21 protein-coding genes and 1 pseudogene are annotated in these 19,711 nt (G+C 37.4%); 18 read left to right on the top strand and 4 right to left on the bottom strand.

Annotated elements, in window-relative coordinates:
- The 4 genes and pseudogenes from OSO01_RS23785 to OSO01_RS18885 all read left to right on the top strand — a co-directional run.
- Positions 1-135: pseudogene (locus tag OSO01_RS23785) on the top strand (ThuA domain-containing protein); the annotation flags it as partial.
- 28 nt (positions 136-163) lie between these two features.
- Positions 164-1,195 carry a Gfo/Idh/MocA family protein gene (locus OSO01_RS18895; RefSeq protein ID WP_147212040.1) on the top strand — a complete coding sequence of 344 codons (1,032 nt, stop codon included), beginning with the start codon at positions 164-166 and terminating at the stop codon, positions 1,193-1,195.
- Positions 1,196-1,269: 74 nt separating this feature from the next.
- On the top strand, positions 1,270-1,566 hold the full coding sequence (locus OSO01_RS18890; RefSeq protein WP_147212039.1) for a Gfo/Idh/MocA family oxidoreductase: 297 nt from the start codon (positions 1,270-1,272) through the stop codon (positions 1,564-1,566).
- Between the two features lie 14 nt (positions 1,567-1,580).
- Complete coding sequence (locus OSO01_RS18885; protein ID WP_147212038.1) at positions 1,581-2,549, top strand: sugar phosphate isomerase/epimerase family protein; 969 nt, start codon at positions 1,581-1,583, stop codon at positions 2,547-2,549.
- A 419-nt stretch (positions 2,550-2,968) separates the two neighbouring features.
- Here OSO01_RS18885 and OSO01_RS18880 read toward each other — a convergent pair whose 3' ends face one another.
- From OSO01_RS18880 to OSO01_RS18870, 3 genes are all read right to left on the bottom strand, one after another.
- Positions 2,969-3,967: an inorganic phosphate transporter gene (locus OSO01_RS18880; protein ID WP_147212037.1), complete on the bottom strand. Its 999-nt coding sequence runs from the start codon at positions 3,965-3,967 to the stop codon at positions 2,969-2,971.
- A gap of 15 nt (positions 3,968-3,982) precedes the next feature.
- Positions 3,983-4,600, bottom strand: coding sequence for a DUF47 domain-containing protein (locus OSO01_RS18875; protein WP_147212036.1), 618 nt, complete (start codon positions 4,598-4,600; stop codon positions 3,983-3,985).
- A 565-nt stretch (positions 4,601-5,165) separates the two neighbouring features.
- The gene (locus tag OSO01_RS18870) at positions 5,166-5,702 is read right to left on the bottom strand and encodes a helix-turn-helix domain-containing protein (protein ID WP_147212035.1); all 537 of its coding nucleotides are present in this window, start codon (positions 5,700-5,702) and stop codon (positions 5,166-5,168) included.
- A gap of 339 nt (positions 5,703-6,041) precedes the next feature.
- Between OSO01_RS18870 and OSO01_RS18865 the strand changes: the two genes are divergently transcribed.
- From OSO01_RS18865 to OSO01_RS18800, 14 genes are all read left to right on the top strand, one after another.
- A complete protein-coding gene (locus OSO01_RS18865; protein ID WP_147212034.1) occupies positions 6,042-6,284 on the top strand; it encodes a hypothetical protein in 243 nt (80 codons plus the stop codon).
- 59 nt (positions 6,285-6,343) lie between these two features.
- Positions 6,344-6,793 carry a GNAT family N-acetyltransferase gene (locus OSO01_RS18860; RefSeq protein WP_147212033.1) on the top strand — a complete coding sequence of 150 codons (450 nt, stop codon included), beginning with the start codon at positions 6,344-6,346 and terminating at the stop codon, positions 6,791-6,793.
- A gap of 261 nt (positions 6,794-7,054) precedes the next feature.
- Entirely contained in the window at positions 7,055-7,684 is a 630-nt protein-coding gene (locus OSO01_RS18855) for a DUF1232 domain-containing protein (RefSeq protein WP_246145228.1), read from the top strand.
- Positions 7,685-7,915: 231 nt separating this feature from the next.
- Positions 7,916-8,857, top strand: coding sequence for an LCP family protein (locus OSO01_RS18850; RefSeq protein ID WP_147212031.1), 942 nt, complete (start codon positions 7,916-7,918; stop codon positions 8,855-8,857).
- A 221-nt stretch (positions 8,858-9,078) separates the two neighbouring features.
- Positions 9,079-9,795, top strand: a complete 717-nt coding sequence (locus OSO01_RS18845) for a ferredoxin--NADP reductase (protein WP_147212030.1) — start codon at positions 9,079-9,081, stop codon at positions 9,793-9,795.
- A 273-nt stretch (positions 9,796-10,068) separates the two neighbouring features.
- Complete coding sequence (locus OSO01_RS18840) at positions 10,069-10,722, top strand: hypothetical protein (protein ID WP_147212029.1); 654 nt, start codon at positions 10,069-10,071, stop codon at positions 10,720-10,722.
- A 192-nt stretch (positions 10,723-10,914) separates the two neighbouring features.
- Positions 10,915-11,241 (top strand): PadR family transcriptional regulator, encoded by a 327-nt coding sequence (locus tag OSO01_RS18835; protein ID WP_147212028.1) that lies wholly within the window; start codon positions 10,915-10,917, stop codon positions 11,239-11,241.
- A complete protein-coding gene (locus OSO01_RS18830; protein ID WP_147212027.1) occupies positions 11,241-11,789 on the top strand; it encodes a DUF2812 domain-containing protein in 549 nt (182 codons plus the stop codon). The genes OSO01_RS18835 and OSO01_RS18830 overlap by 1 nt, the downstream gene beginning before the upstream one ends.
- A gap of 511 nt (positions 11,790-12,300) precedes the next feature.
- On the top strand, positions 12,301-14,190 hold the full coding sequence (locus tag OSO01_RS18825) for a heavy metal translocating P-type ATPase (RefSeq protein WP_147212026.1): 1,890 nt from the start codon (positions 12,301-12,303) through the stop codon (positions 14,188-14,190).
- Between the two features lie 296 nt (positions 14,191-14,486).
- A complete protein-coding gene (locus OSO01_RS18820) occupies positions 14,487-15,413 on the top strand; it encodes a phosphate/phosphite/phosphonate ABC transporter substrate-binding protein (RefSeq protein WP_147212025.1) in 927 nt (308 codons plus the stop codon).
- A 3-nt stretch (positions 15,414-15,416) separates the two neighbouring features.
- Entirely contained in the window at positions 15,417-16,262 is an 846-nt protein-coding gene (gene phnC, locus OSO01_RS18815; protein ID WP_147212024.1) for a phosphonate ABC transporter ATP-binding protein, read from the top strand.
- On the top strand, positions 16,259-17,053 hold the full coding sequence (phnE, locus tag OSO01_RS18810) for a phosphonate ABC transporter, permease protein PhnE (RefSeq protein WP_147212023.1): 795 nt from the start codon (positions 16,259-16,261) through the stop codon (positions 17,051-17,053). Before phnC ends, phnE begins: the two co-directional genes overlap by 4 nt.
- Before the next feature lie 18 nt (positions 17,054-17,071).
- Entirely contained in the window at positions 17,072-17,872 is an 801-nt protein-coding gene (locus OSO01_RS18805; RefSeq protein ID WP_147212022.1) for a PhnE/PtxC family ABC transporter permease, read from the top strand.
- Positions 17,873-17,913: 41 nt separating this feature from the next.
- The gene (locus OSO01_RS18800; protein ID WP_147212021.1) at positions 17,914-18,669 is read left to right on the top strand and encodes a tyrosine-protein phosphatase; all 756 of its coding nucleotides are present in this window, start codon (positions 17,914-17,916) and stop codon (positions 18,667-18,669) included.
- A 160-nt stretch (positions 18,670-18,829) separates the two neighbouring features.
- On the opposite strand, the gene OSO01_RS18795 is transcribed toward OSO01_RS18800, so the two are convergent.
- Positions 18,830-19,684 carry an arginase family protein gene (locus tag OSO01_RS18795; protein WP_147212020.1) on the bottom strand — a complete coding sequence of 285 codons (855 nt, stop codon included), beginning with the start codon at positions 19,682-19,684 and terminating at the stop codon, positions 18,830-18,832.
- Positions 19,685-19,711 lie beyond the last annotated feature (27 nt).

The raw sequence follows: 19,711 nt of genomic DNA, 5'->3' as shown, positions 1-19,711 counted from the left end.
CCCGGCCATGAAACCTATCCGACTTATCATCAGACTGAGGTACAGCAAATAATTAAAAACGCTGTAGAGTGGGCGCAAAATCAAGATACACCTAAGCATACGTATGGCAATGTTCAACCAGTTGAACAAGGATAAATAATATGAGATAGAGAGGGAAATAAGTATGATATTAAATATAGCAGTAATTGGATGCGGGAGCATTGCAAAGTATCGCCATTTACCGGAATACGCACAGAACAAACATGTTAACATTGCAGCTGTCTGCGACATTGTCGGGGAACGTGCGGAAAAAGCAGCCCTACAATATGATGCCAAAGCTTATACGGATTATAAAGAGCTTCTAAAAAGCGAAAAAATTGATGCAGTAAGTGTGTGTTTACCTAACTATTTACACGCACCTGTGAGCATTGATGCGCTAAATGCAGGCGTGCATGTGCTTTGCGAAAAGCCGATGGCAACCTCTGAAGAAGAAGCGGATAAAATGATTGAAGCAGCGGAAAGAAACGGTAAGAAATTGATGATTGGGCATAATCAGCGTTTTGTAGCTTCTCATCAAAAGGCAAAAGAATTAATTGAATCAGGAGCTATTGGAAAAATCTACAGCTTCCGTACAGCATTTGGACATGGTGGTCCTGAAGGATGGAGTGCAGATGGAAAGGACAGCTGGTTCTTTCAAAAAGATAAAGCTTTCATCGGCGCAATGGGGGATTTAGGCGTACATAAAGCAGATTTAATCCGTTATCTGTTACAGGATGAGTTTGTGGAAGTCGGTGCCTTTGTGGAAACAAGTGCGAAGGAGGGCACAGATGTAGATGATAATGCAGCCTTAATTCTGAAATCGAAAAAAGGCACGATTGGTACGTTAGCAGCAAGCTGGGCATATACAGCGAAAGAAGATAATTCAACCATCATTTACGGTGAGAAAGCGATGCTCCGCTTAGAAGATGATCCAGCCTATTCTTTGGTGGCTCAATATGCGAATGGAGAAGTCGTAAAGTATGAACTTGGTGCGATTCAGTCTAATGACGAAGGCGGACAGACGACAACACATGTAATTGATCATTTTATCGAATCCATTCAAAACGATACAACGCCATTAATTAATGGTGAAGAAGGAAAGAAATCGTTAGCAATTATCCTGGGGGCATTGGAATCAGTTCAAACGAAAAGAATCTATTCATTGGAGAAGTTATGACACTGAAGCGGTTGATGCCGATGACCATGTGAGCGCGTATATCCGTTTTGATAACTAGAGCACGCTTTTTTTGAATGTTCCTGGACAGCGAAGATCAGACACATATTTCGATATCCGGAGATAAAGGCAGTTTAAGTGTTTTTCCTTATGAGGTCTATCAGCCAAAGTATGGTAAAATGATGGAAACATATACAGAAATAATAGAAGATCATCACCAGGCAGGTATATTACAAGCGAAGAATTTTATTGATGCTTGTTTAGGAAAAGAATCACTAAAGAGCAGCCCTGAAGAAGCATTACGCGTAACGAAGGTAATCGATGCTATTTACGAAAGCAGTGAGCAAGGAAAAAGCATTTTTCTATCATACTAGGGGAGGTAAAGTTAATGAAACTAGGTGTATTTACCGTTTTATTTGCAGAAAAAAAGTTTGAGGACATGCTGGACTATGTAAAGGACGCCGGATTAGATGCGGTGGAGATCGGAACAGGCGGAAACCCGGGGACAGCACATTGTCAAATTGATGAGCTCTTAGAAAATAGTGAGAAGCGAAAAGAATTCAAGGATAAGGTGGAATCACGGGGATTAACAATTAGTGCATTCAGCTGTCATGATAACCCTGTTTCACCGAATAAAGCACATGCAAAAGCCAGTCATGAAGCTTTTGTAAAAACGGTTCGTCTGGCAGAAATGCTCGATGTTCCTGTAGTGAATACTTTCTCCGGGACACCGGGATCTAATGAAGATTCTAAGTACCCGAATTGGCCGGTTACACCATGGCCAACGGAATATTCCGATATTTTGAAATGGCAATGGGAGGAAAAATTAATTCCATATTGGAAAGAACAAGGACAATTTGCTGAGGATCATGGTGTGAAGGTCGGTTTAGAGCTGCATGCAGGTTTCTTAGTCCATACACCGCATACAATGTTAAAGCTTCGTGAAGCAACAAATGATGCTATTGGTGCGAATCTTGACCCAAGTCACCTATGGTGGCAGGGAATTGATCCTGTTGCAGCAATTAAAATTCTGGGGAAAGCAGGAGCGATTCACCATTTCCATGCGAAGGATACCTATATTGATCAGGATAATGTCAACATGTACGGCTTAACCGACATGCAGCCGTATGGAGATGTGCAGACCAGGGCCTGGAGCTTTCGCTCGGTAGGGTATGGGCATAGTATTCAGGAGTGGTCAAATATTGTAAGTGCATTAAGAACGTACGGGTATGATTATGTGATTAGTATCGAGCATGAAGATCCGATTATGTCTATTGATGAAGGTTTTCATGCAGCAGTGAAAAATCTGAAACAGGTGAATATGGAAGAAGCACCAGCAGCAATGTGGTGGGCTTAGATTGAGAGAAGGTTTAATATGTTATACAAGGAAAAGAGGCCACCATAAAATATGTAGAGATTGGCAATAAGTAATGCCATCAGAATAAAGTCTTACTAGCCCAATCCAGCTAAAAATTTATTTTTTCTGGATTGGGATTTTTTTCTCAAAAAAACTGCTAACTTTAACGATAAAACAAAAAGTCTTCCCTATTTAAGGAAAGACCCGATTAGAAAAATATTAAGACTTTTCGCTAAGCTTTATAATGAAGATCAGAGATACTTTGCTCTTCATTATAAAGCAGTGGAAGGTATTGCTTATTTTGAACTGGCTTTTTATGTTTAGATTACAACAAAAGTCAGCCTCAATCTGGTCCTTAGATTAAGCAGAAAACCACTATCTTTAATTGTTTAACAGCCATAATGAGAACCAAACAATCTTTATAGGAAGAAATTCAAAATATAATAAATAACTCCACCTAATGTAGCGGTAATTGGCAAGGTGATTACCCACGTAACAACCATCCGTTTTGCTACACCCCAGTTAACACCCTTGGGCCGATGAGAAGCTCCAACCCCTAAGATACCGGATGAAATAACATGGGTTGTACTTACAGGTAAATGAATAAGTGTTGCTCCGAAGATAACGGCAGCACCAGTAAGGTCAGCTGCAACGCCGTTTACTGGACGGATTTTCATAATTTTTCCGCCAACCGTTTTAATGATTCGCCATCCGCCTACAGAAGTTCCAAGTGCCATTGCTGCAGCACAGGAAACTTGCACCCAAAATGGGATATCTGTGGTTGTGTGCATACCTCCGACAATCAATGCCATGGTAATAATCCCCATCGATTTTTGCGCATCATTCGTACCATGAGCGAAGGATTGCACAGATGCAGTTAATACCTGCACAAGTCGGAATCGTTTGTTTGTCTTTGCTAAATTACTGTTTTTAAAAATAACTTTAATAATCCCATACAGGATAAACCCGACTACAAAAGCTAAAACAGGGGAGAAAATCAAGGCTTCAAGTATAGAGAGGAATCCTTGGAAATGAATCGCATCAAACCCTGCTGACACAATAACTGCACCAGTTATGGCACCGATAATTGCGTGAGATGAGCTGCTTGGGATTCCTGCATACCACGTAACCAGATTCCAGATAATCGCCGCAATCAAAGCGGCTAAAATGACGGCCAGTCCATTATCCAATTTAAATGGGTCGGTAATGCCGCTAGTAATCGTTTGAGCGACACCAGTAAAGGTTAATGCTCCGACAAAATTCATTACAGCAGCCAATATAATTGCTCTCCTGGGTGTCAGGGCTTTCGTTGATACAGATGTTGCAATTGCATTTGCTGTATCGTGAAACCCGTTTATAAAGTCAAAGAGAAGAGCAAAAATTACAATCAATACAATAATTACAGTAAGAAACTCCATATTTTAACCACACTTTTACGCATTTTTCATAATGATGCTTTGTAATGTACTTGCTACGTTTTGACAATAATCGGCTATCTCTTCCAGAATTTCATAAATTTCTTTATACTGGATTACTTTAATGGCATCCTTTTCTTTTTGGAATAAATTCCTTAAGGATTCACGATATAACTCGTCACAGTTACTTTCATAATCTTTAATACGGATAGCATGCTCTTCCACATCTTTTAATTGATAATTCGCGATCAATTCCATTGATGTCAAAATTTCTTTGGAGCATTTTAGTATATAATTTGTAAATTGATCGATGTAATCATCGGAAGATATTATATTATAAATATCCATTCTGGAAGAGAAATCCTCCATTCCATCCATAATATCATCCAGATTATTTACAAGCTGGAGAATATCCTCCCTTTCAATAGGAGTAATAAAAGCCTGATTTAAATCTTTAATGATTTCATGAACTTTATCATCGGCAATGGATTCATGTTTTTTTATGGTATCGGAAAACTGTTGCAGTGTATCCGAATCTTTCACCTTAAAATGAAAGAAATAATCTGCCGTTTCATGTAAGTGCTTTGCGAAATCAACGAGATAAAGGGAAAATTTATCTGGTTTTTTCTTGAACATATTTTTTAACCTCCATATTAACAAAAGAAAACTTAGTATCCTTGATTATTATATATTTTTAATCCGCGTTTTGCACGAAATAAAAAAATAGCTGTCCGATTTTGTCGATTTTTCGTCACGAATTTCATTATACACTTTCATTGGATATTTTGTCGCTATCAAGTGAAGAATATCCAAAATTTTTTCTTATCTTTTTGCAGTTGGCCGATCATATTTATTTTCAATCTGGAAACTTCTATTATATATGCCCTGAAAAAATCCGCTTAAGTAGAAGGGAAATCATAAAAATATTACTTCAACCAGCATGTCCTAGACTTGGTTTATCTAATGTTATGGATTTTTAATCGCTGTAAGTTATAAGGAGAATGGCGAAGTATTTGGAGGAAACAAAAAAATCCATCTTTCTCAAGATGGATTATAAATAGGAAAGTATTCTAATGGAATAAGGGAACTGGCTGTATAAAAGTATAATTAATAACACTTGTTCAAAATGGGTACAGTAAATAGAGATAAATTCTAGTCTTATATAGATAAGACAGATTGTTTTGTTTTTAAAAATTTATCATCATTTACCATCCTTTTTAAATGCTTCTTTCTCCATCAATCTTAAGTTCATTACTTTGTTATTTCTCAGCTCTTTGGATGTTTTAGTTAAATAATCATTTAATCTTTTTTTATAAAGGTATTCAGCGACTTCTCTAAAATGGTCATTTTCCCATGCAAAGTGATCTATAATTTCATGTAAAACTTTAGCTTCTTGCTTTTCTTCTCCATCCTCTTTATATTTTTCTGCCTTTGCCCATAAATCTTCAACTATTGTCATTTCCTGTTCCAAACCTTTTATGGAATATTCTAATTGATCAGGGCTCTCTGCTACCCATTGTAACCGTTGTGAATCCTCCAATAGCAGTTCGTTAGGAGTTGTATATAGTTCGTTACATATTTTGACTAACAGTGAAAAGGAAGGAGAGAAAACACCGCGTTCTATTTTGGAAATGGTCTGTTTTATAGCTCCTACTTTGTTCGCTAATTCTTCTTGTGTAAGCTGACGTTCGTTTCTAATTCTTTTGATATTCTTTCCTACATTTTTATCGATGCTCATTTAATTACCTCTCCTTATGAAACAATATAATTTATTTTGATAAAAAAGAGAACGTACGTTTGTTTTTATAACTAAATATGTTATAATGAATTTAAAGTAACCTATAAAGTTATTTTTAAATAAAAAATAAAAGAGGTGATTTTGAATAACCCCAATTATCACCAAATATAATTTGATAGAAATTGAATGATGCGACAACTATTGAACGAATTAAATTGATCATCTTACTGGAATTTGATAACAAGTTTATTTTCATTTCTTTTATAAAAGATTATCTATTCACAGAAAGTATAACATGAAAGATATTGACTAAGGAATCTTCTTAGGGAGAGTGATAAGATGACATCAGAAAAAACACCAAAAGATTTATTAATAGACAAATTAAGCCGTAAATTAGATTTTGCAGAAATGGCAGAGAAATTACTTCATGTGACTTATAACCTGGCTTCAGATAAATTATATACAATAGATGATGCACTTCCTGAGTTAATAAGAATTATTAGATTATTGGATTATGAACAGGAAAGCATAATGGATGATATAATCCGCTTAGAAGGAGCAGTATTTGAACAAAATGAGTAAAAAAGCAGATTTTGCAGATCCAGATATTCTGTTCGTTATATTATGAGGAGGTATACAATATGATTTTTCGGAAGGCTCAAAAAGAAGATCTGTCTATAATTGTCCGCTTATTAGCTGATGATGCATTAGGTTCCGGACGTGAAAGGTATGAAGAGCCATTACCGGAGGAATACTATCAAGCTTTTGATGCGATAGAAGCGCAAACAGGCAATCAAATTCTTTTAGCCATTGAAGATAAAACGGTAATCGGATGTCTTCAATTAACCATTATACCCGGATTAGCAAGAAAAGGGATGAAGCGTGCGCAAATAGAGGGCGTACGTATTGACAAGAATTTTCGTGGGAAAGGAATAGGAGAGGCTTTGTTTAAAGAAGCAATTGCTATTGCAAAAGCTGAAAAATGCGGTCTTGTACAGCTGACAACAGATAAGCAGCGGGATGATGCACATCGCTTTTACAAAAAATTAGGATTTTCAGCAAGTCATGAAGGAATGAAGCTAGTCTTTTAAGTAATAAAATGAAGATACTCATATAAAAGGGTGCAATCCTGTAAAACAGGGATTTGCGCTCTTATTTAGTTTTTTAATTCGTTGACATAATGTCAACATTCGTATATATTATCTAATAGATTATTATTAGAATACCTAGGTGATTATATTTAAAATGATGTAGAAAAAATATTGGCAGTGTGTGCCTTTTGTGGACTGTCTTAATTCGGAATACATGCATCGTGACCAATCACCAAATATATAAATGGAAGGATAATGCATATGACTGCGGACGATTTCGGAAATAGATTAAAAGAGTTATTGCATACCCGTGCAATGTCGATAAGAAAATGCAGTGAGCACACTGGCATCGATAAAGCGACCATTTCACGTATTATCAATGGAAAACGTAAAGCAAACATTCAGCATTTAGAGAAATTTGCTTCCTGTTTGAATGTACCACTGGCGGAGCTTATGGAGGCTGCCGGTTATCCGATCCGTTCAGCAGAATCACAAGGCACTTCGGATATGTATACATCTGTAAAAGAGATTCAGCAAACGCTAAAAGCATCAGAGCTTTATGATGGTAATTTTAGTATGGATGAGGTTCAACAGCAATTAGGCAGTTATGAAAAATACGCTCAAACAGAAGAAGGAAAACAAATCATCCACAATAAATTTAAGAAAAAGATTGATGAAGTAGGCAGTATTGGACCGTTTATCAAACAGCTGAAGAATTTTTATGCCCAATTTGAGCAATATAAGGGGACACCCTTCACGCTTACAATTATGGGAGGCGTACTATTGTACTTTATTACACCGGTAGATGTTGTCCCGGATTATATCTTTCCGATTGGATATATGGATGATGCTGTTGCTGTACAAATTGCTTTAAAATCACTTTCCAATTAAAGAGGAAGTTAAAAAAGTCATCAAATGATAAGCGGCGAGATAATGAATTTCCACAGGAAGTGCGTTGACGTGGATTTTTCGATGGGCTGGGACTGCGATTACTCGTCCCACCGAAGAGCTTTTGCGATTACTCGCCCCATCGAAAAGAGTTTGCGAATACTTGTCAGAACAAAAAAAACGATGTCTACTTTTTGAACCCTCGATTAAAGAAAAATACAAGGAGCGTTACATATGAAAAGACGTGAAAGAAAATCTGCGAAACGTAAATGGAGACGTCGTGTCCTGTTGTTTATTTTTGTATGTATTATTGCAGTGGGAGCTTATGCCATAACGCAATACTACCAAGGTTTATCAATAGCAAAAGAAGGCCCATACAAAGATGACGGCACAACCTTTGTTCCTTTTGAAGGTTCAGAACCGCAATTTGGAGAAATCAATGTTTTAATGATTGGCAGTGATACTCGCGGGGAAGAACGTGGTCTTTCCGATACGATTATGATTGCCCATTATAATCAGGACACACATGACATTAAACTTGCCTCTATTATGCGTGATACTTATGTAGAGATCCCTGGACACGGAATGCAGAAGATTAATGCTGCCTTTGCATTTGATGGTCCCGAGCTGCTCAGACAGACGCTGAAGCAAAATTTTGATATAGATTTGAATTATTATGCTGTTGTCGATTTTGAAGGTTTTTCAAAAATCACAGACATTATTGCACCAAATGGTATAGAAGTGGACGTCCCGCATCAAATGTCAGAAGGTATCGGAATGACACTTGAACCGGGCAGACAAGTATTAAATGGCGATGAGCTGCTTGGGTATGTACGTTTTCGTAAAGACGCAGACGGTGATTATGGAAGAGTACAGCGGCAGCAGGAAGCAATTACCAAGCTGAAGGACGAAGCGGTTAGTCTTCATGGTTTGGTGAAATTGCCAAAGCTGTTAGGGGTTGCTGATCCGTACGTTGACACAAATGTAGATAATAAAACCATTCTTACAATAGGCAAAGGATTAATTTCCGGAAGCGATCATCCAATGGAAACCTTAAGAATTCCTGTAGATAATTCTTTTTGGAATGCCCGTACAGACGCTGGAGCTGTATTGGAAATTGATATAGAGCAAAATAAACAGGCACTGCAGGAGTTTTTATCAGGGGATACTGAATAGAAAATAGTTATCAGTCCAGACTCTAATGAATTTGTGCAAGTATAAGACAAGGCGCTATCCTGACATAGTAAGGATTAGCGTCTTTTTTATGAACTATTTTAAGAAGCTTGCCTGTTTGCATATAGAAAAATAAGGGTAAAAATATTATATAACAAAATTATGGCTTACGATCAGCCTCTTTCTAAGAAAAAGATTTACTCTATGAAAAGGAGTGATTGGGAATGACAAACAGCAAGATTAAATTAAAGAAAAAAGAATTAGTTGCGAAAGATACAATGGCTTTCCATTGGGAAATGCCAGAAGGATTTGAATTTAAAGCAGGCCAGCTGACGCACATCAAACTAATCAATCCAAGTGAGATAGATGAGGAAGGAACAAAAAGAGCATTATCATTCGTTTATGGACCAAGTGAAAATGAATTAGTTACGACAACCCGTCTGAGAGATACCGCTTTTAAACGGGAGTTGAAAAATCTTCCGGAAGGCAGTGAAGTTGAGTTTGATGGGGCAAATGGAAGCTTTACCCTGCATAAAACGGAATCAACCCCAGCTGTATTTATTATTGGCGGTATTGGTATCACTCCTATTCGAAGCATGATTGCGGAGGCAACAAATCAGAAAACAGGTCATGACCTTACGTTGCTGTATTCGAATAAAACGCCGGAGGATGCGCCGTTTTTATCTGACTTGGAGGATTTGGAAAAAAGAAATCCTAATTTTAACTTTGTCCCGGTCATGACGAGAGCAGAGGCCGGCGAATGGGACGGAGAGCGTGGGCATATTGATGCGGAACTGCTTAAACGCCATGTCTCAGATGTCAATAAACCAATCTATTATTTGTCCGGACCTGGTGATATGGTAGAAGCAATGCAGAAAATGCTTGTGGAAGCCGGTGTAAATGAAGACAATATTCGTTCAGAGGAGTTTGCAGGCTATTAAGAGAGATGAACTGCCTTTTTAATCATGCAGTATTCAAAACTTCTCAGTATGTTTACTAATATAAACCAAGTGAAATGATTTAGACTCAAACGAGCTGGAAAAGATACCAATCTAGTATCTTTTCCAGCTCGTTTTGTGCTTTATAAGAATATAACAAGTATTCTCTTATCTATCTGTTTAATTGATTAAAAAATACTATTGCCAGGTAATACAGAATCTGTATATGATAATAACAACTTCTCCTCTGTACGGAGATAAAAGAAGGAGCAGATTATGATAACAGATGAAATTCTTTCTACTCTTTTGGTAGTTGGCGGCTGTGTTGTACTTTTTATCATTATTTATATTTTCAGTAAAATACCCGGTTCCGGCCTTATTTTTGGGCTTATTCGAAGACTTTTCTTAATTCTCTGGAGTATTGTTGTTTTATGTCTCACCTTTTTTATGTTTTTTATGGTCGGCTATATGGTTATTGTATTCTTCACTTTTAACGGAAGTGAAGAAGGAATTCTGTTCCAGGGCGAGCCAATAAACTTTCTTATTGGTGATAATGCGAAGGATGCAGTATTTTTTACAATGCTCTATGCAGGGTTTTGTCTCGTGTCTGTGTATATTATTTCCATTATCCTGGTGATGGGGCGGAAAGTTACACGTATCAGCGGCAGATTTCATGCTGAAATCATTTTAGTTATTATGATAGGCCTGGTGTTTACTGTTTTCCCTATTGTAGTTGAGGCTATTTTGCCAGATTTTGAAGTTGGACGTTATGGGAGGTATGCACTTGGTGTATTGCCGTTGATGATGTATATTCAGGCACAAATAAAAAGAGCCAGAGAGCGCAGGGGACACGGACGCTATCTTTCTCGTAAGGAGCGATTTTACAGGGATTTAGATGAGAAACAGTCAAATAGAGCGGGGAAACAATAAATTATTTTATATCGGTTGTAAAGGTATAAAGAAAATGATAGGAATGGAAAAGCCTCATTTATCAGGTTTATCGTGATGATAGACTTTGTAAATGAGGTTTTTTATATCGTTGACAGTTATATCGGGTCGCGATATAATATATTGTATCGGAATACGATATAACGTAGGTAGATATAAAAAGGAGATAATAAGATGCAAAATGAACAGATAGCTTTAACAGAAGCGATTTATTATACGCTGCTTTCCCTGTATGAGCCTCTCCATGGCTACGGTATTATGCAGAAAGTAGAGAAGATGTCGGAAGGAAGAGTAATCCTGGCAGCAGGGACGTTATACGGAGCTTTAAATAACCTCTTAAAAAAGGGCTGGATTGAAGCATTACCAAAAAGCGTCAACAATCGCAAAAAAGAATACCTTATTACCACGCAAGGAAAGGAAATAGTGGAGATGGAGCTGTTAAGATTGCAGGAGCTTATTGACAATGGAATGAAAATAGTTGAATCCGGAGGTGAGAAATAATGGAGAAAAAAATAAAAAAACTATTCACCGTTTGGAAATTTGCAGAAGAAGAACAGTGGCTAAACGAAATGGCTGCAGATGGCTGGGAATTGACCAAAGTAAATGTACCTCAGTATACATTTAAAAAGAGCACTCCTAATGAATATATATACAGATTAGAACTACTTGATCCAAAATTATCAAAAAAAGAACGTGAAGATTATATCGATTTTATTGAAGAAACTGGCGCGGAGAAAATTGGTGAGTTTTCTAATTGGATTTATTTTCGTAAAAAGTCCGAACTGGGAACATTTAATCTTTTCTCTGATTTGGATTCAAGAATTGGTCATTTAAAGAGGATGTTCCGCCGCCTTTTGGGAGGATTCATTTCTATTACAGCAGTTCTGCTTTTTCTAATTATTTTAATTGCAAATCAATCTTATTCAATTATTTTACCAATCATCACAGTTACCATATTTGCACTCATTCTGTGCTTGTTCGGATACGGGTTAACCCAAATAAATAATAGAAAAAAAGTACTGGTAGAAGAACGGAAATTCAGAGAGTAAAAAAATACAAGCTTCTTTTATCCCCGATATTCAATTCCATTATCCATCATGAAACAATAAAATGATCTGCCACTTCATGTGAAAAATATCTGAGATTTTGTCTCAGGTATTTTTTATATTCAATAGCGTTGATTACTGCAATTTAAATAAGAAGAATTGGAATTTCTAAAACTGTTCAGCCAGCTCCAACTGCTAAATCAGACAGGTGTCTATCGTTTACATTACTTTATGATTTCTTTAATGCCTTTACATGAGTTTTTCTCTTATTTTTATTTCCCCGGAATTATCTTTTCTTTATTAATGGATACAACTCATCCCACCGAATTTTGATATATGTCTCTTAATTGTGAATTTACCATGCTTTCAATAAAATTTGTCACCATTTCTACAAACAATTAAAAGAAAAGTATGCTATACTATTTATAATAATTATAATTTAATATTTGTTATAAATAAATGAAAATGAGAATCAATATCAGAAATACAAATCGCATTAAAGGAGGCTTATAAAATGGAAGAAATAAAAACAAATCAGTATCCTTTTTTTATACCCAACCTTAAAATACATGGAGAAATAATTGCCGCAGCCATAAGCGGAATCCTTATTTTAATAGCCTGGGTGTTATCCAGCCGTATAGATTATGCTCTATGGGTGAGTTTATTAATTGCTTCTTTTTTGATTGGGGGCTTTGCCAAGGCAAAGGAAGGAATCACAGAAACATATAAGACAAAACAATTAAATGTAGAATTATTAATGATTATTGCAGCAATTGGAGCTGCTTCTATAGGCTATTGGGCAGAAGGAGCTATATTAATTTTTATCTTTTCCTTATCCGGTGCATTGGAAAGCTATACAGAAAATAAAAATAAGAATGAATTGCAAAGTCTGATGCAGCTGCAGCCAGAAACAGCGACTCTGCTAAACGGTGAGGTGGCAGCCATTGACCAATTAAAACCTGGAGATCAGATTACTGTGAAAACAGGAGAAAGAATCCCTGCTGACGGGTTCATTGTCAAAGGTCATACAACAGTTGATGAGAGTGCTTTATCCGGTGAATCAATCCCAATTTCCAAGGAATCAGGCGATGAGGTGTTTGCTGGAACGGTTAATCTCAGCGGCAGTCTTCAAATTGAAATAAATACATTGCCGACGGAGACGATGTTTCAAAAAATTATTGAGTTGGTTCAAAATGCACATGAAGAACGCTCGCCTTCCCAGCAATTTATTGAAAAATTTGAAGGATTGTATGTCAAAATAGTTCTTCTAACAGTCGCGGTGATGATGTTTCTTCCGCATTATCTATTCGGATGGACCTGGACGGATACCGTCTACCGTGCAATGATTTTACTGGTTGTTGCTTCACCTTGTGCTTTAATTGCTTCGATCATGCCGGCAACTTTATCTGCTATTTCCAATGGAGCCCGGCAGGGTATTCTATTTAAAGGCGGCGTCTATGTAGAAGCTTTAGCTAAATTAGATGCTGTTGCTTTAGATAAAACAGGTACGTTAACCAAAGGAGAACCAGTTGTCGTTGATTACTTTATTAATCAAGGGCAGGATACTGCGTATCTGGCAAATATAATCTATATGATGGAAAGTGAATCCATCCACCCGCTGGCTCAGGCAATGAAAAATTGGGCTGATGAACATCGGAAAATTCAAAGGGAGATAACTGCATCTGTACAACATCATAACGGCAGAGGACTGTCAGCGGGAGTAGATGATGACTACTGGATGATCGGTAATGCAGAAATGGTCGGAAAGCAAGAAGCAGATAAGTTTCTACAAACCTTTACTACTCAAGAACAAGCAACGACCAATATCTTTGTGAAAAGGAGTAAAAAAATTATTGCCGTATTTTTGCTGAAGGACACACTTCGGCAGGATGCGGTAGAAGCTATTCAAGAATTACATGGCCTTGGTTTAAGAACGATTATGCTGACTGGTGACAATCAGGCTACAGCAGAAAGCATTGCTCAGGAGGCTGGTATAACAGAGTTCCATGCCAATTGCTTACCGGAGGACAAAGTAAATTACTTAAAGCAGCTGAAACAGCAAAAGCAGCAGACCGCAATGATTGGCGATGGAGTAAATGATGCACCAGCTCTGGCTACAGCAAATATTGGTGTTGCCATGGGGACAGGGAGCGATATTGCTTTAGAAACCGCCAATGTTGTGCTTATGAAAAATAATCTGGCAAAAATGGTAAATGCGATTCGTTTATCTAAAAAAATGAATGCGATTATTAAGCAGAATATCATTTTTTCCCTTGCTGTTATAAGCATTCTGATTGCCAGTAATTTTTTACAGATTATCAATATGCCGCTTGGTGTGATTGGGCATGAGGGGAGCACTATTCTAGTTATTCTAAATGGCTTGCGGATGTTAAAGGGGAATTAAAGAATCGGATAAAAGGCTTTGAGTGTTGATTAGCATTCAAAGCCTTTTTTATTGGATAAAAATATGGTTGTGGCTTTTATCAACCTTACAATAAGTTTACAAAAGTAGTGAATTATCTTAATAAACAGTAAGTATATTAAGAGTTGTAAGTATATAGATACATTGAATATGCAAAAGGAGGACAAAGGATTGTCATTTATTCGCAGACACCAGAAATCATAAATTACTATTTGGAGGGGTCTCACAGCATAATCAGATAAAAGAGCACAATAATTCACATTGAAGGAGCATAAACAATGTATAAAAATTCATTTAAAAGTTTTCTACTTATTGGATTGATTTTATTTTTAGCAGCTTGCGGCAAGACTGGAGAAGCATCCTCCGGGAAAGGGGAAAATGGCGATTGGCCGGAGGAAATAGCTATCGTTCAAATGCCAAATGAAGACAATCCCAATTCACCAACGCTTCATACCCAGCTCAGAGAGCATATTGCAGAAGAAGTCGGTATTGATGTAGTGGAGTATCAGGGAGGAAGTTATGCAGTGGGTATTGAAGCAATGGCGAGCGGGAATATTGATGTGATGCTTGCAAGTCCGATGAGCTATTATCAGGCACAGAAAAAGGCAGGTGCAGAGCTGCTCGTAACACCGCAAGCAGATGATATCCCAGAATATTATACTTCTTTTATTACACAGGGTGATAATGACGATATTAATAGTATAGAAGATTTAGAGGGCAAGAATTTCGCTTTTGTAAATGCAGCGTCCTCCTCTGGTTATCTATATCCAAAGGGGACGCTTGTTCAAGAATTAGATCTTGATCCAGCTTTAATAGAGCAATCTGGATACTTTTTCGAAAATGTAACGTTTACAGAATCTCATCCAAACAGCCTGATGGGGGTAGCCATGGGAGACTTTGATGCGGCAGCAGTTGTTAATGGACAAATTGATCAGATGCTGGAAGCGGCAGATCTTAATCCGGATGATATCAAAATAATTGGCCGTACACAAAGTATTCCTGATGCATCTTATATCATTCGCGGTGACATGCCGGAAGACTTAAAGCAGGCTATTGAAGATGCATTTGTAAGCTTTGAGGATGAAGAATATTTTGCAGCATTACATCAGACGCCGAATGCACGCTTCTATCCGACTGAAAATAACTATTATGAGGAAACGATTGAAATGTTAGAAACGATTAATGCTTTAGAGGGGGCAGAATAATAAATGGAGCCATTATTATCCATTAAAGACTTAGTGAAGGTATATGGAAAATCAACACGTGCTTTGAACGGTATTTCCATCGATTTTTATCCTGGTGAATTCATTGTAGTTATTGGTCCTTCCGGTGCTGGTAAGTCTACCTTTATCCGCTGTATTAATCGTCTGATTGATTCAACAGAAGGGAATCTGGTTTTTGATGGAGATAATCTGGAAAAAGCCAGTGGAAGTAAGCTGAGAAAAGAACGCTCGAAAATAGGGATGATTTTTCAGCATTATAATTTAATTGGCAGGACAAATGTGATAAAAAATGTGCTGCATGGCAGATTGCACGATACGCCACTGTATAAAAGTATCTTTGGGTTTTTCAAGCATGAAGATAAAAAGGAAGCAGTAGAGCTTTTAGAAAAAGTAGGTTTAAAAGATCAAATCTACAAGCGTGCTGATGAGCTGTCCGGAGGGCAAATGCAGCGTGTAGGAATTTGCCGTGCGCTGCTGCAAAGACCAAAGTTATTGTTGGCAGATGAGCCGATTGCATCCCTTGATCCAATATCAGCTAATATTGTTATGGAGCAGCTGCATAATATTTCAAAGGAGAAGAAGCTGACATGCATCGTTAATTTGCATCAAGTGGATTATGCGAAGAAATATGCAAGCCGGATTGTCGGCATTAAGAAGGGCAGGGTTGTGTTTGACGGGAAGCCGGCAGAATTATCGGATAAAATAATTCGTTCTATTTATGAAGGAAAAGAATCACAAATGACGCTGCAAAATGATGCAGCTCAAACAGGGATATCAACCGGAGTTAAGGAAGGGCCGGCGTTACAATTAACTGGGGGACAGAAGGCATGAGTAATCTCAACCAAAAAATAAAGCTTGATCAGGAAGATTCGAAAAAGCCGTTGTTAATTGCTGCTCTTATCTGTGCAACAATTCTATTTTCTGTAATTTACCTGAAGATATCTATGATTGATATGATGATGGGGCTGCCAAACTTTATTCTCTTTTTCTTCCAGAATTTCTTTCCGCCTAGTCTAGAAAATGTGCAGCAATATATTCCGGCAGTTTTGGATACGATTGGTTATGCTGTGATTGCCACCTTTTTATCAAGCATTCTGGCGCTTATTTTGGGAATTCTTATTTCGGAGAATACGAATAAGTTTAAAAGCATCCGCATGATTTGCCGTGCACTTGTCTCAGTTATGCGTAATATTCCCTTTGTTATCTGGGGAGCATTACTCGTCTACATATTTGGATTAGGCGGTATCGTCGGTGTGCTGGCACTGATTTTTGTAACCATCGGATTTTTAGGAAAAAGTTATGCCGAATCCATTGATGAAATCTCTGGTGAAAAATTAGAGGCACTTCGGGCAAACGGCGCATCTTATTTTCAAATTTTATTGCATGGGGTCCTGCCGCAATTTGTCCCTTCATGGATAAACTGGACGTTATTTTCATTTGAGATCAATGTCCGTGCTTCAGTAGTGTTAGGTCTTGTCGGAGCTGGCGGAATCGGTGTCCTGATTGATACAAACATTAATTTATTCAACTATGGTGAGGCATTGGGGATTATTATTGTGATTGTTTCTATCATTCTGTTAACGGAGTTTGTCACCAATACACTTCGTAAAAAACTGATATAATGAAGGGAATGAATTTCAATGGAAATGAATTATATCCGTGTAACATCTAAAGGATCTATTTGGAAAATGATTCTATTGGTTGCTGCACTTGTATCGATATTTGTATTAGCTGCAATGTTGATAAATCTCAATTTAGAACAATTTTTTGCAAGGCTGGAGAATGTCCCTGGCGTTTTGAACAGTATGATGGCGATTGACGCTTCTATTATTCCAGCTGCGCTATTAGAGCTTGTGACGAGTTTATCTTTAGCCTTTTTAGCATTAGTCGTTGGGGTATTTTTAGCGATAATTCTTAGTTTCTTAGCAGCATCAAATATAACACCAAATAACTTTTTATCCAGTTTTATAAAAGGTTCCTTTGCGGTTATTCGTTCGATCCCATCATTGGTCTGGGGATTAATGGTTATCGCAAGCCTGGGTTTTGGAAATACATCCGGCTTCATTGCCATGTTATTTTCTGCCATTGCCTACCTGGTAAAAATGTTTACAGGAAGTATTGAAGATGCTGGATATGATGTTATTGAGGCAATGCGTTCAACAGGTGCTTCTTGGTTTAATATTGTCTATCACGGGCTGTTGCCGCTTTGCATCACTTCCTTTGTCGCTTGGATTACGGTCCGGTTTGAAGGAAATATATCCGAATCTATCAGTCTGGGAATCATTGGTGTGGGTGGAATTGGACTGCTGCTTACACAGGCAATAGGAACATACAATTATGCGCAAACAACAACAATAGTTATCATTATCTGCAGCTTTATGCTTATCATTGAATTTTTAATGACACGAATTAAAAGTAAAATTACACATGGCAGCAGGTAATGAATGAATAAATAAAATTATAGTGGAGGAGAGAATACTTTATGAAAAATGCAGCATTAAACTGGGTTCGTTTACCGCTTGAAGGTGTGGAGAATTGCCGTGAATTAGGCGGGTACAGTACTGAAAATGGAGAACAGGTGAAATGGCATGCATTCATAAGATCAAGTGATATGCATAATTTAACGAAGGATGACAGTTCCTTTTTAGAAGCTTATGGTGTGAAAACGGTCATTGATTTACGCGGAACAGATGAAGTGGAAGAGCACCCGAACCCGCTCGCTGAAGCTAATTTTTGTGATTATCACAACATCCCGTTTGCCGGGCAGCCGATATTGGAGGCCGACGCTTTGAAGAATCTGACTATGGGCGATTTTTATGTAAAAATGCTTGAGGAAAGTCCTTATGTACAGGTAGTTTTTAACATTATTGATCAGGCAGCAGACGGAGGCGTGCTATTTCACTGTGTAGCAGGAAAGGATCGTACCGGAGTTTTAGCCATGTTATTGCTGGGACTAGCCGGCGTGGAGAAAAAAGATATTATCTCCAACTACGAAGTGACATATACCAATTTGGAGTCTTTTCATCAATTTGATAAAGGTGGCACAGCTCTTTTTGAGGTACCTAAAGAATTCCTGTATTCCAGCAGAGAATATATAATCCGTGCTTATGATTATCTTGAGGAAACATATGGAAATGTTGAGAAATATTTATTAGCAAAAGGTGTGGAACAGGATGCTTTGGATCGGGTAAAAGGAAGGCTTGGACAAGAAACTGGTGCAGCTTCTGTTGTTGAATAGAATTTCTAGTGAAATAGCATTATACTTATGGATACATATTACTGATTGAATGATTTATAGATAGATAATTTTAATTGAAAAAGGATTTTCGTATCGAAATATGACGCGAAAATCCTTTTTCTACGGGTAAATTTTCTGTGCCCGATTCTTTTAGAGCTTACTAGCTAAAAATATCTAACGCAGATAACGTATTCTTCAGGGTTATCTCATCCCAAGGTAAAAACTCTGCTACAGTCAAGCCTACAACTTGATTTTCTTTAAAAATATCTGTCAGTATATTTAATAATTCTTCTGGTGTCATTTTGCCAGATTCTGAAGGGAATTCCGTAACTCCTGGTTCGGAAAAGTATAAAGACCGGAACAACGCAGGGCCTAACACGTCTAAATCAAGATGAACAGCTATTTTAGTAAAACCATTTTCGTTAATCCATTTTTGGATGCCTTCCATTTTTAAATGCTCTTTATCCTGCACCGTATAATTTAATTTTAAATCATTTAATATATTCGCTTCTAAATCATTTGGTGCCTGCATTCCGACATATAAAAAGGAATCAGGAGTAAAGGGGAATTTTACATCTTTAGATAATTCTAGATCTCCTTTACCTAAGAGATTACCTAGCACCATAGCGTGTTCATGATAAAAGATATCTGGAGTAGAAACATCAGGATGAGAATCTATCCAAATAACACCAAGTTCATTTCCATATTTGCCATGCAGATAATCAAAAGGGGCCTGAGATACTAAGCAGTTTCCTCCAAATGTAATAATTTTATCGGGCATTTCTTCAGCTAGCACCTGAGCTGCCATATTTACATTTTCTTTCACAACAGATTGAGCAACGACACCATTTTCTTTTTCTAATCCCTCGCCTTTTGGCTTTTCAATCTCTAATTTAATCTCTTTTTGATTATCATTTTTCGGAGCTAACCATGAAAGCAGCTCCGCACCCAAATAATACGCCTGCTTGTTACCTCCTTGCCAGTCGGGAGCTATTAACCGAATTGTTTTCATCATATTATCTACTCCTTTCATGGTTAAATC

Source organism: Oceanobacillus sojae (genome assembly GCF_007991515.1).
In the GTDB taxonomy this organism is placed as follows: Bacteria; Bacillota; Bacilli; order Bacillales; family Amphibacillaceae; genus Oceanobacillus; species Oceanobacillus sojae.
Note: the sequence above shows the minus strand (reverse complement) of the source record. Positions and strands in the feature narration are given on the sequence as shown.

What these genes read in the sequence shown, in the direction of transcription:
- OSO01_RS18895 (WP_147212040.1), top strand. Translation starts at nt 164, where the DNA reads ATGATATTAAATATAGCAGTAATTGGATGCGGGAGCATTGCAAAGTAT.
- OSO01_RS18890 (WP_147212039.1), top strand. Translation starts at nt 1,270, where the DNA reads ATGTTCCTGGACAGCGAAGATCAGACACATATTTCGATATCCGGAGAT.
- OSO01_RS18885 (WP_147212038.1), top strand. Translation starts at nt 1,581, where the DNA reads ATGAAACTAGGTGTATTTACCGTTTTATTTGCAGAAAAAAAGTTTGAG.
- OSO01_RS18880 (WP_147212037.1), bottom strand. Translation starts at nt 3,967, where the DNA reads ATGGAGTTTCTTACTGTAATTATTGTATTGATTGTAATTTTTGCTCTT.
- OSO01_RS18875 (WP_147212036.1), bottom strand. Translation starts at nt 4,600, where the DNA reads ATGTTCAAGAAAAAACCAGATAAATTTTCCCTTTATCTCGTTGATTTC.
- OSO01_RS18870 (WP_147212035.1), bottom strand. Translation starts at nt 5,702, where the DNA reads ATGAGCATCGATAAAAATGTAGGAAAGAATATCAAAAGAATTAGAAAC.
- OSO01_RS18865 (WP_147212034.1), top strand. Translation starts at nt 6,042, where the DNA reads ATGACATCAGAAAAAACACCAAAAGATTTATTAATAGACAAATTAAGC.
- OSO01_RS18860 (WP_147212033.1), top strand. Translation starts at nt 6,344, where the DNA reads ATGATTTTTCGGAAGGCTCAAAAAGAAGATCTGTCTATAATTGTCCGC.
- OSO01_RS18855 (WP_246145228.1), top strand. Translation starts at nt 7,055, where the DNA reads ATGACTGCGGACGATTTCGGAAATAGATTAAAAGAGTTATTGCATACC.
- OSO01_RS18850 (WP_147212031.1), top strand. Translation starts at nt 7,916, where the DNA reads ATGAAAAGACGTGAAAGAAAATCTGCGAAACGTAAATGGAGACGTCGT.
- OSO01_RS18845 (WP_147212030.1), top strand. Translation starts at nt 9,079, where the DNA reads ATGACAAACAGCAAGATTAAATTAAAGAAAAAAGAATTAGTTGCGAAA.
- OSO01_RS18840 (WP_147212029.1), top strand. Translation starts at nt 10,069, where the DNA reads ATGATAACAGATGAAATTCTTTCTACTCTTTTGGTAGTTGGCGGCTGT.
- OSO01_RS18835 (WP_147212028.1), top strand. Translation starts at nt 10,915, where the DNA reads ATGCAAAATGAACAGATAGCTTTAACAGAAGCGATTTATTATACGCTG.
- OSO01_RS18830 (WP_147212027.1), top strand. Translation starts at nt 11,241, where the DNA reads ATGGAGAAAAAAATAAAAAAACTATTCACCGTTTGGAAATTTGCAGAA.
- OSO01_RS18825 (WP_147212026.1), top strand. Translation starts at nt 12,301, where the DNA reads ATGGAAGAAATAAAAACAAATCAGTATCCTTTTTTTATACCCAACCTT.
- OSO01_RS18820 (WP_147212025.1), top strand. Translation starts at nt 14,487, where the DNA reads ATGTATAAAAATTCATTTAAAAGTTTTCTACTTATTGGATTGATTTTA.
- phnC (WP_147212024.1), top strand. Translation starts at nt 15,417, where the DNA reads ATGGAGCCATTATTATCCATTAAAGACTTAGTGAAGGTATATGGAAAA.
- phnE (WP_147212023.1), top strand. Translation starts at nt 16,259, where the DNA reads ATGAGTAATCTCAACCAAAAAATAAAGCTTGATCAGGAAGATTCGAAA.
- OSO01_RS18805 (WP_147212022.1), top strand. Translation starts at nt 17,072, where the DNA reads ATGGAAATGAATTATATCCGTGTAACATCTAAAGGATCTATTTGGAAA.
- OSO01_RS18800 (WP_147212021.1), top strand. Translation starts at nt 17,914, where the DNA reads ATGAAAAATGCAGCATTAAACTGGGTTCGTTTACCGCTTGAAGGTGTG.
- OSO01_RS18795 (WP_147212020.1), bottom strand. Translation starts at nt 19,684, where the DNA reads ATGATGAAAACAATTCGGTTAATAGCTCCCGACTGGCAAGGAGGTAAC.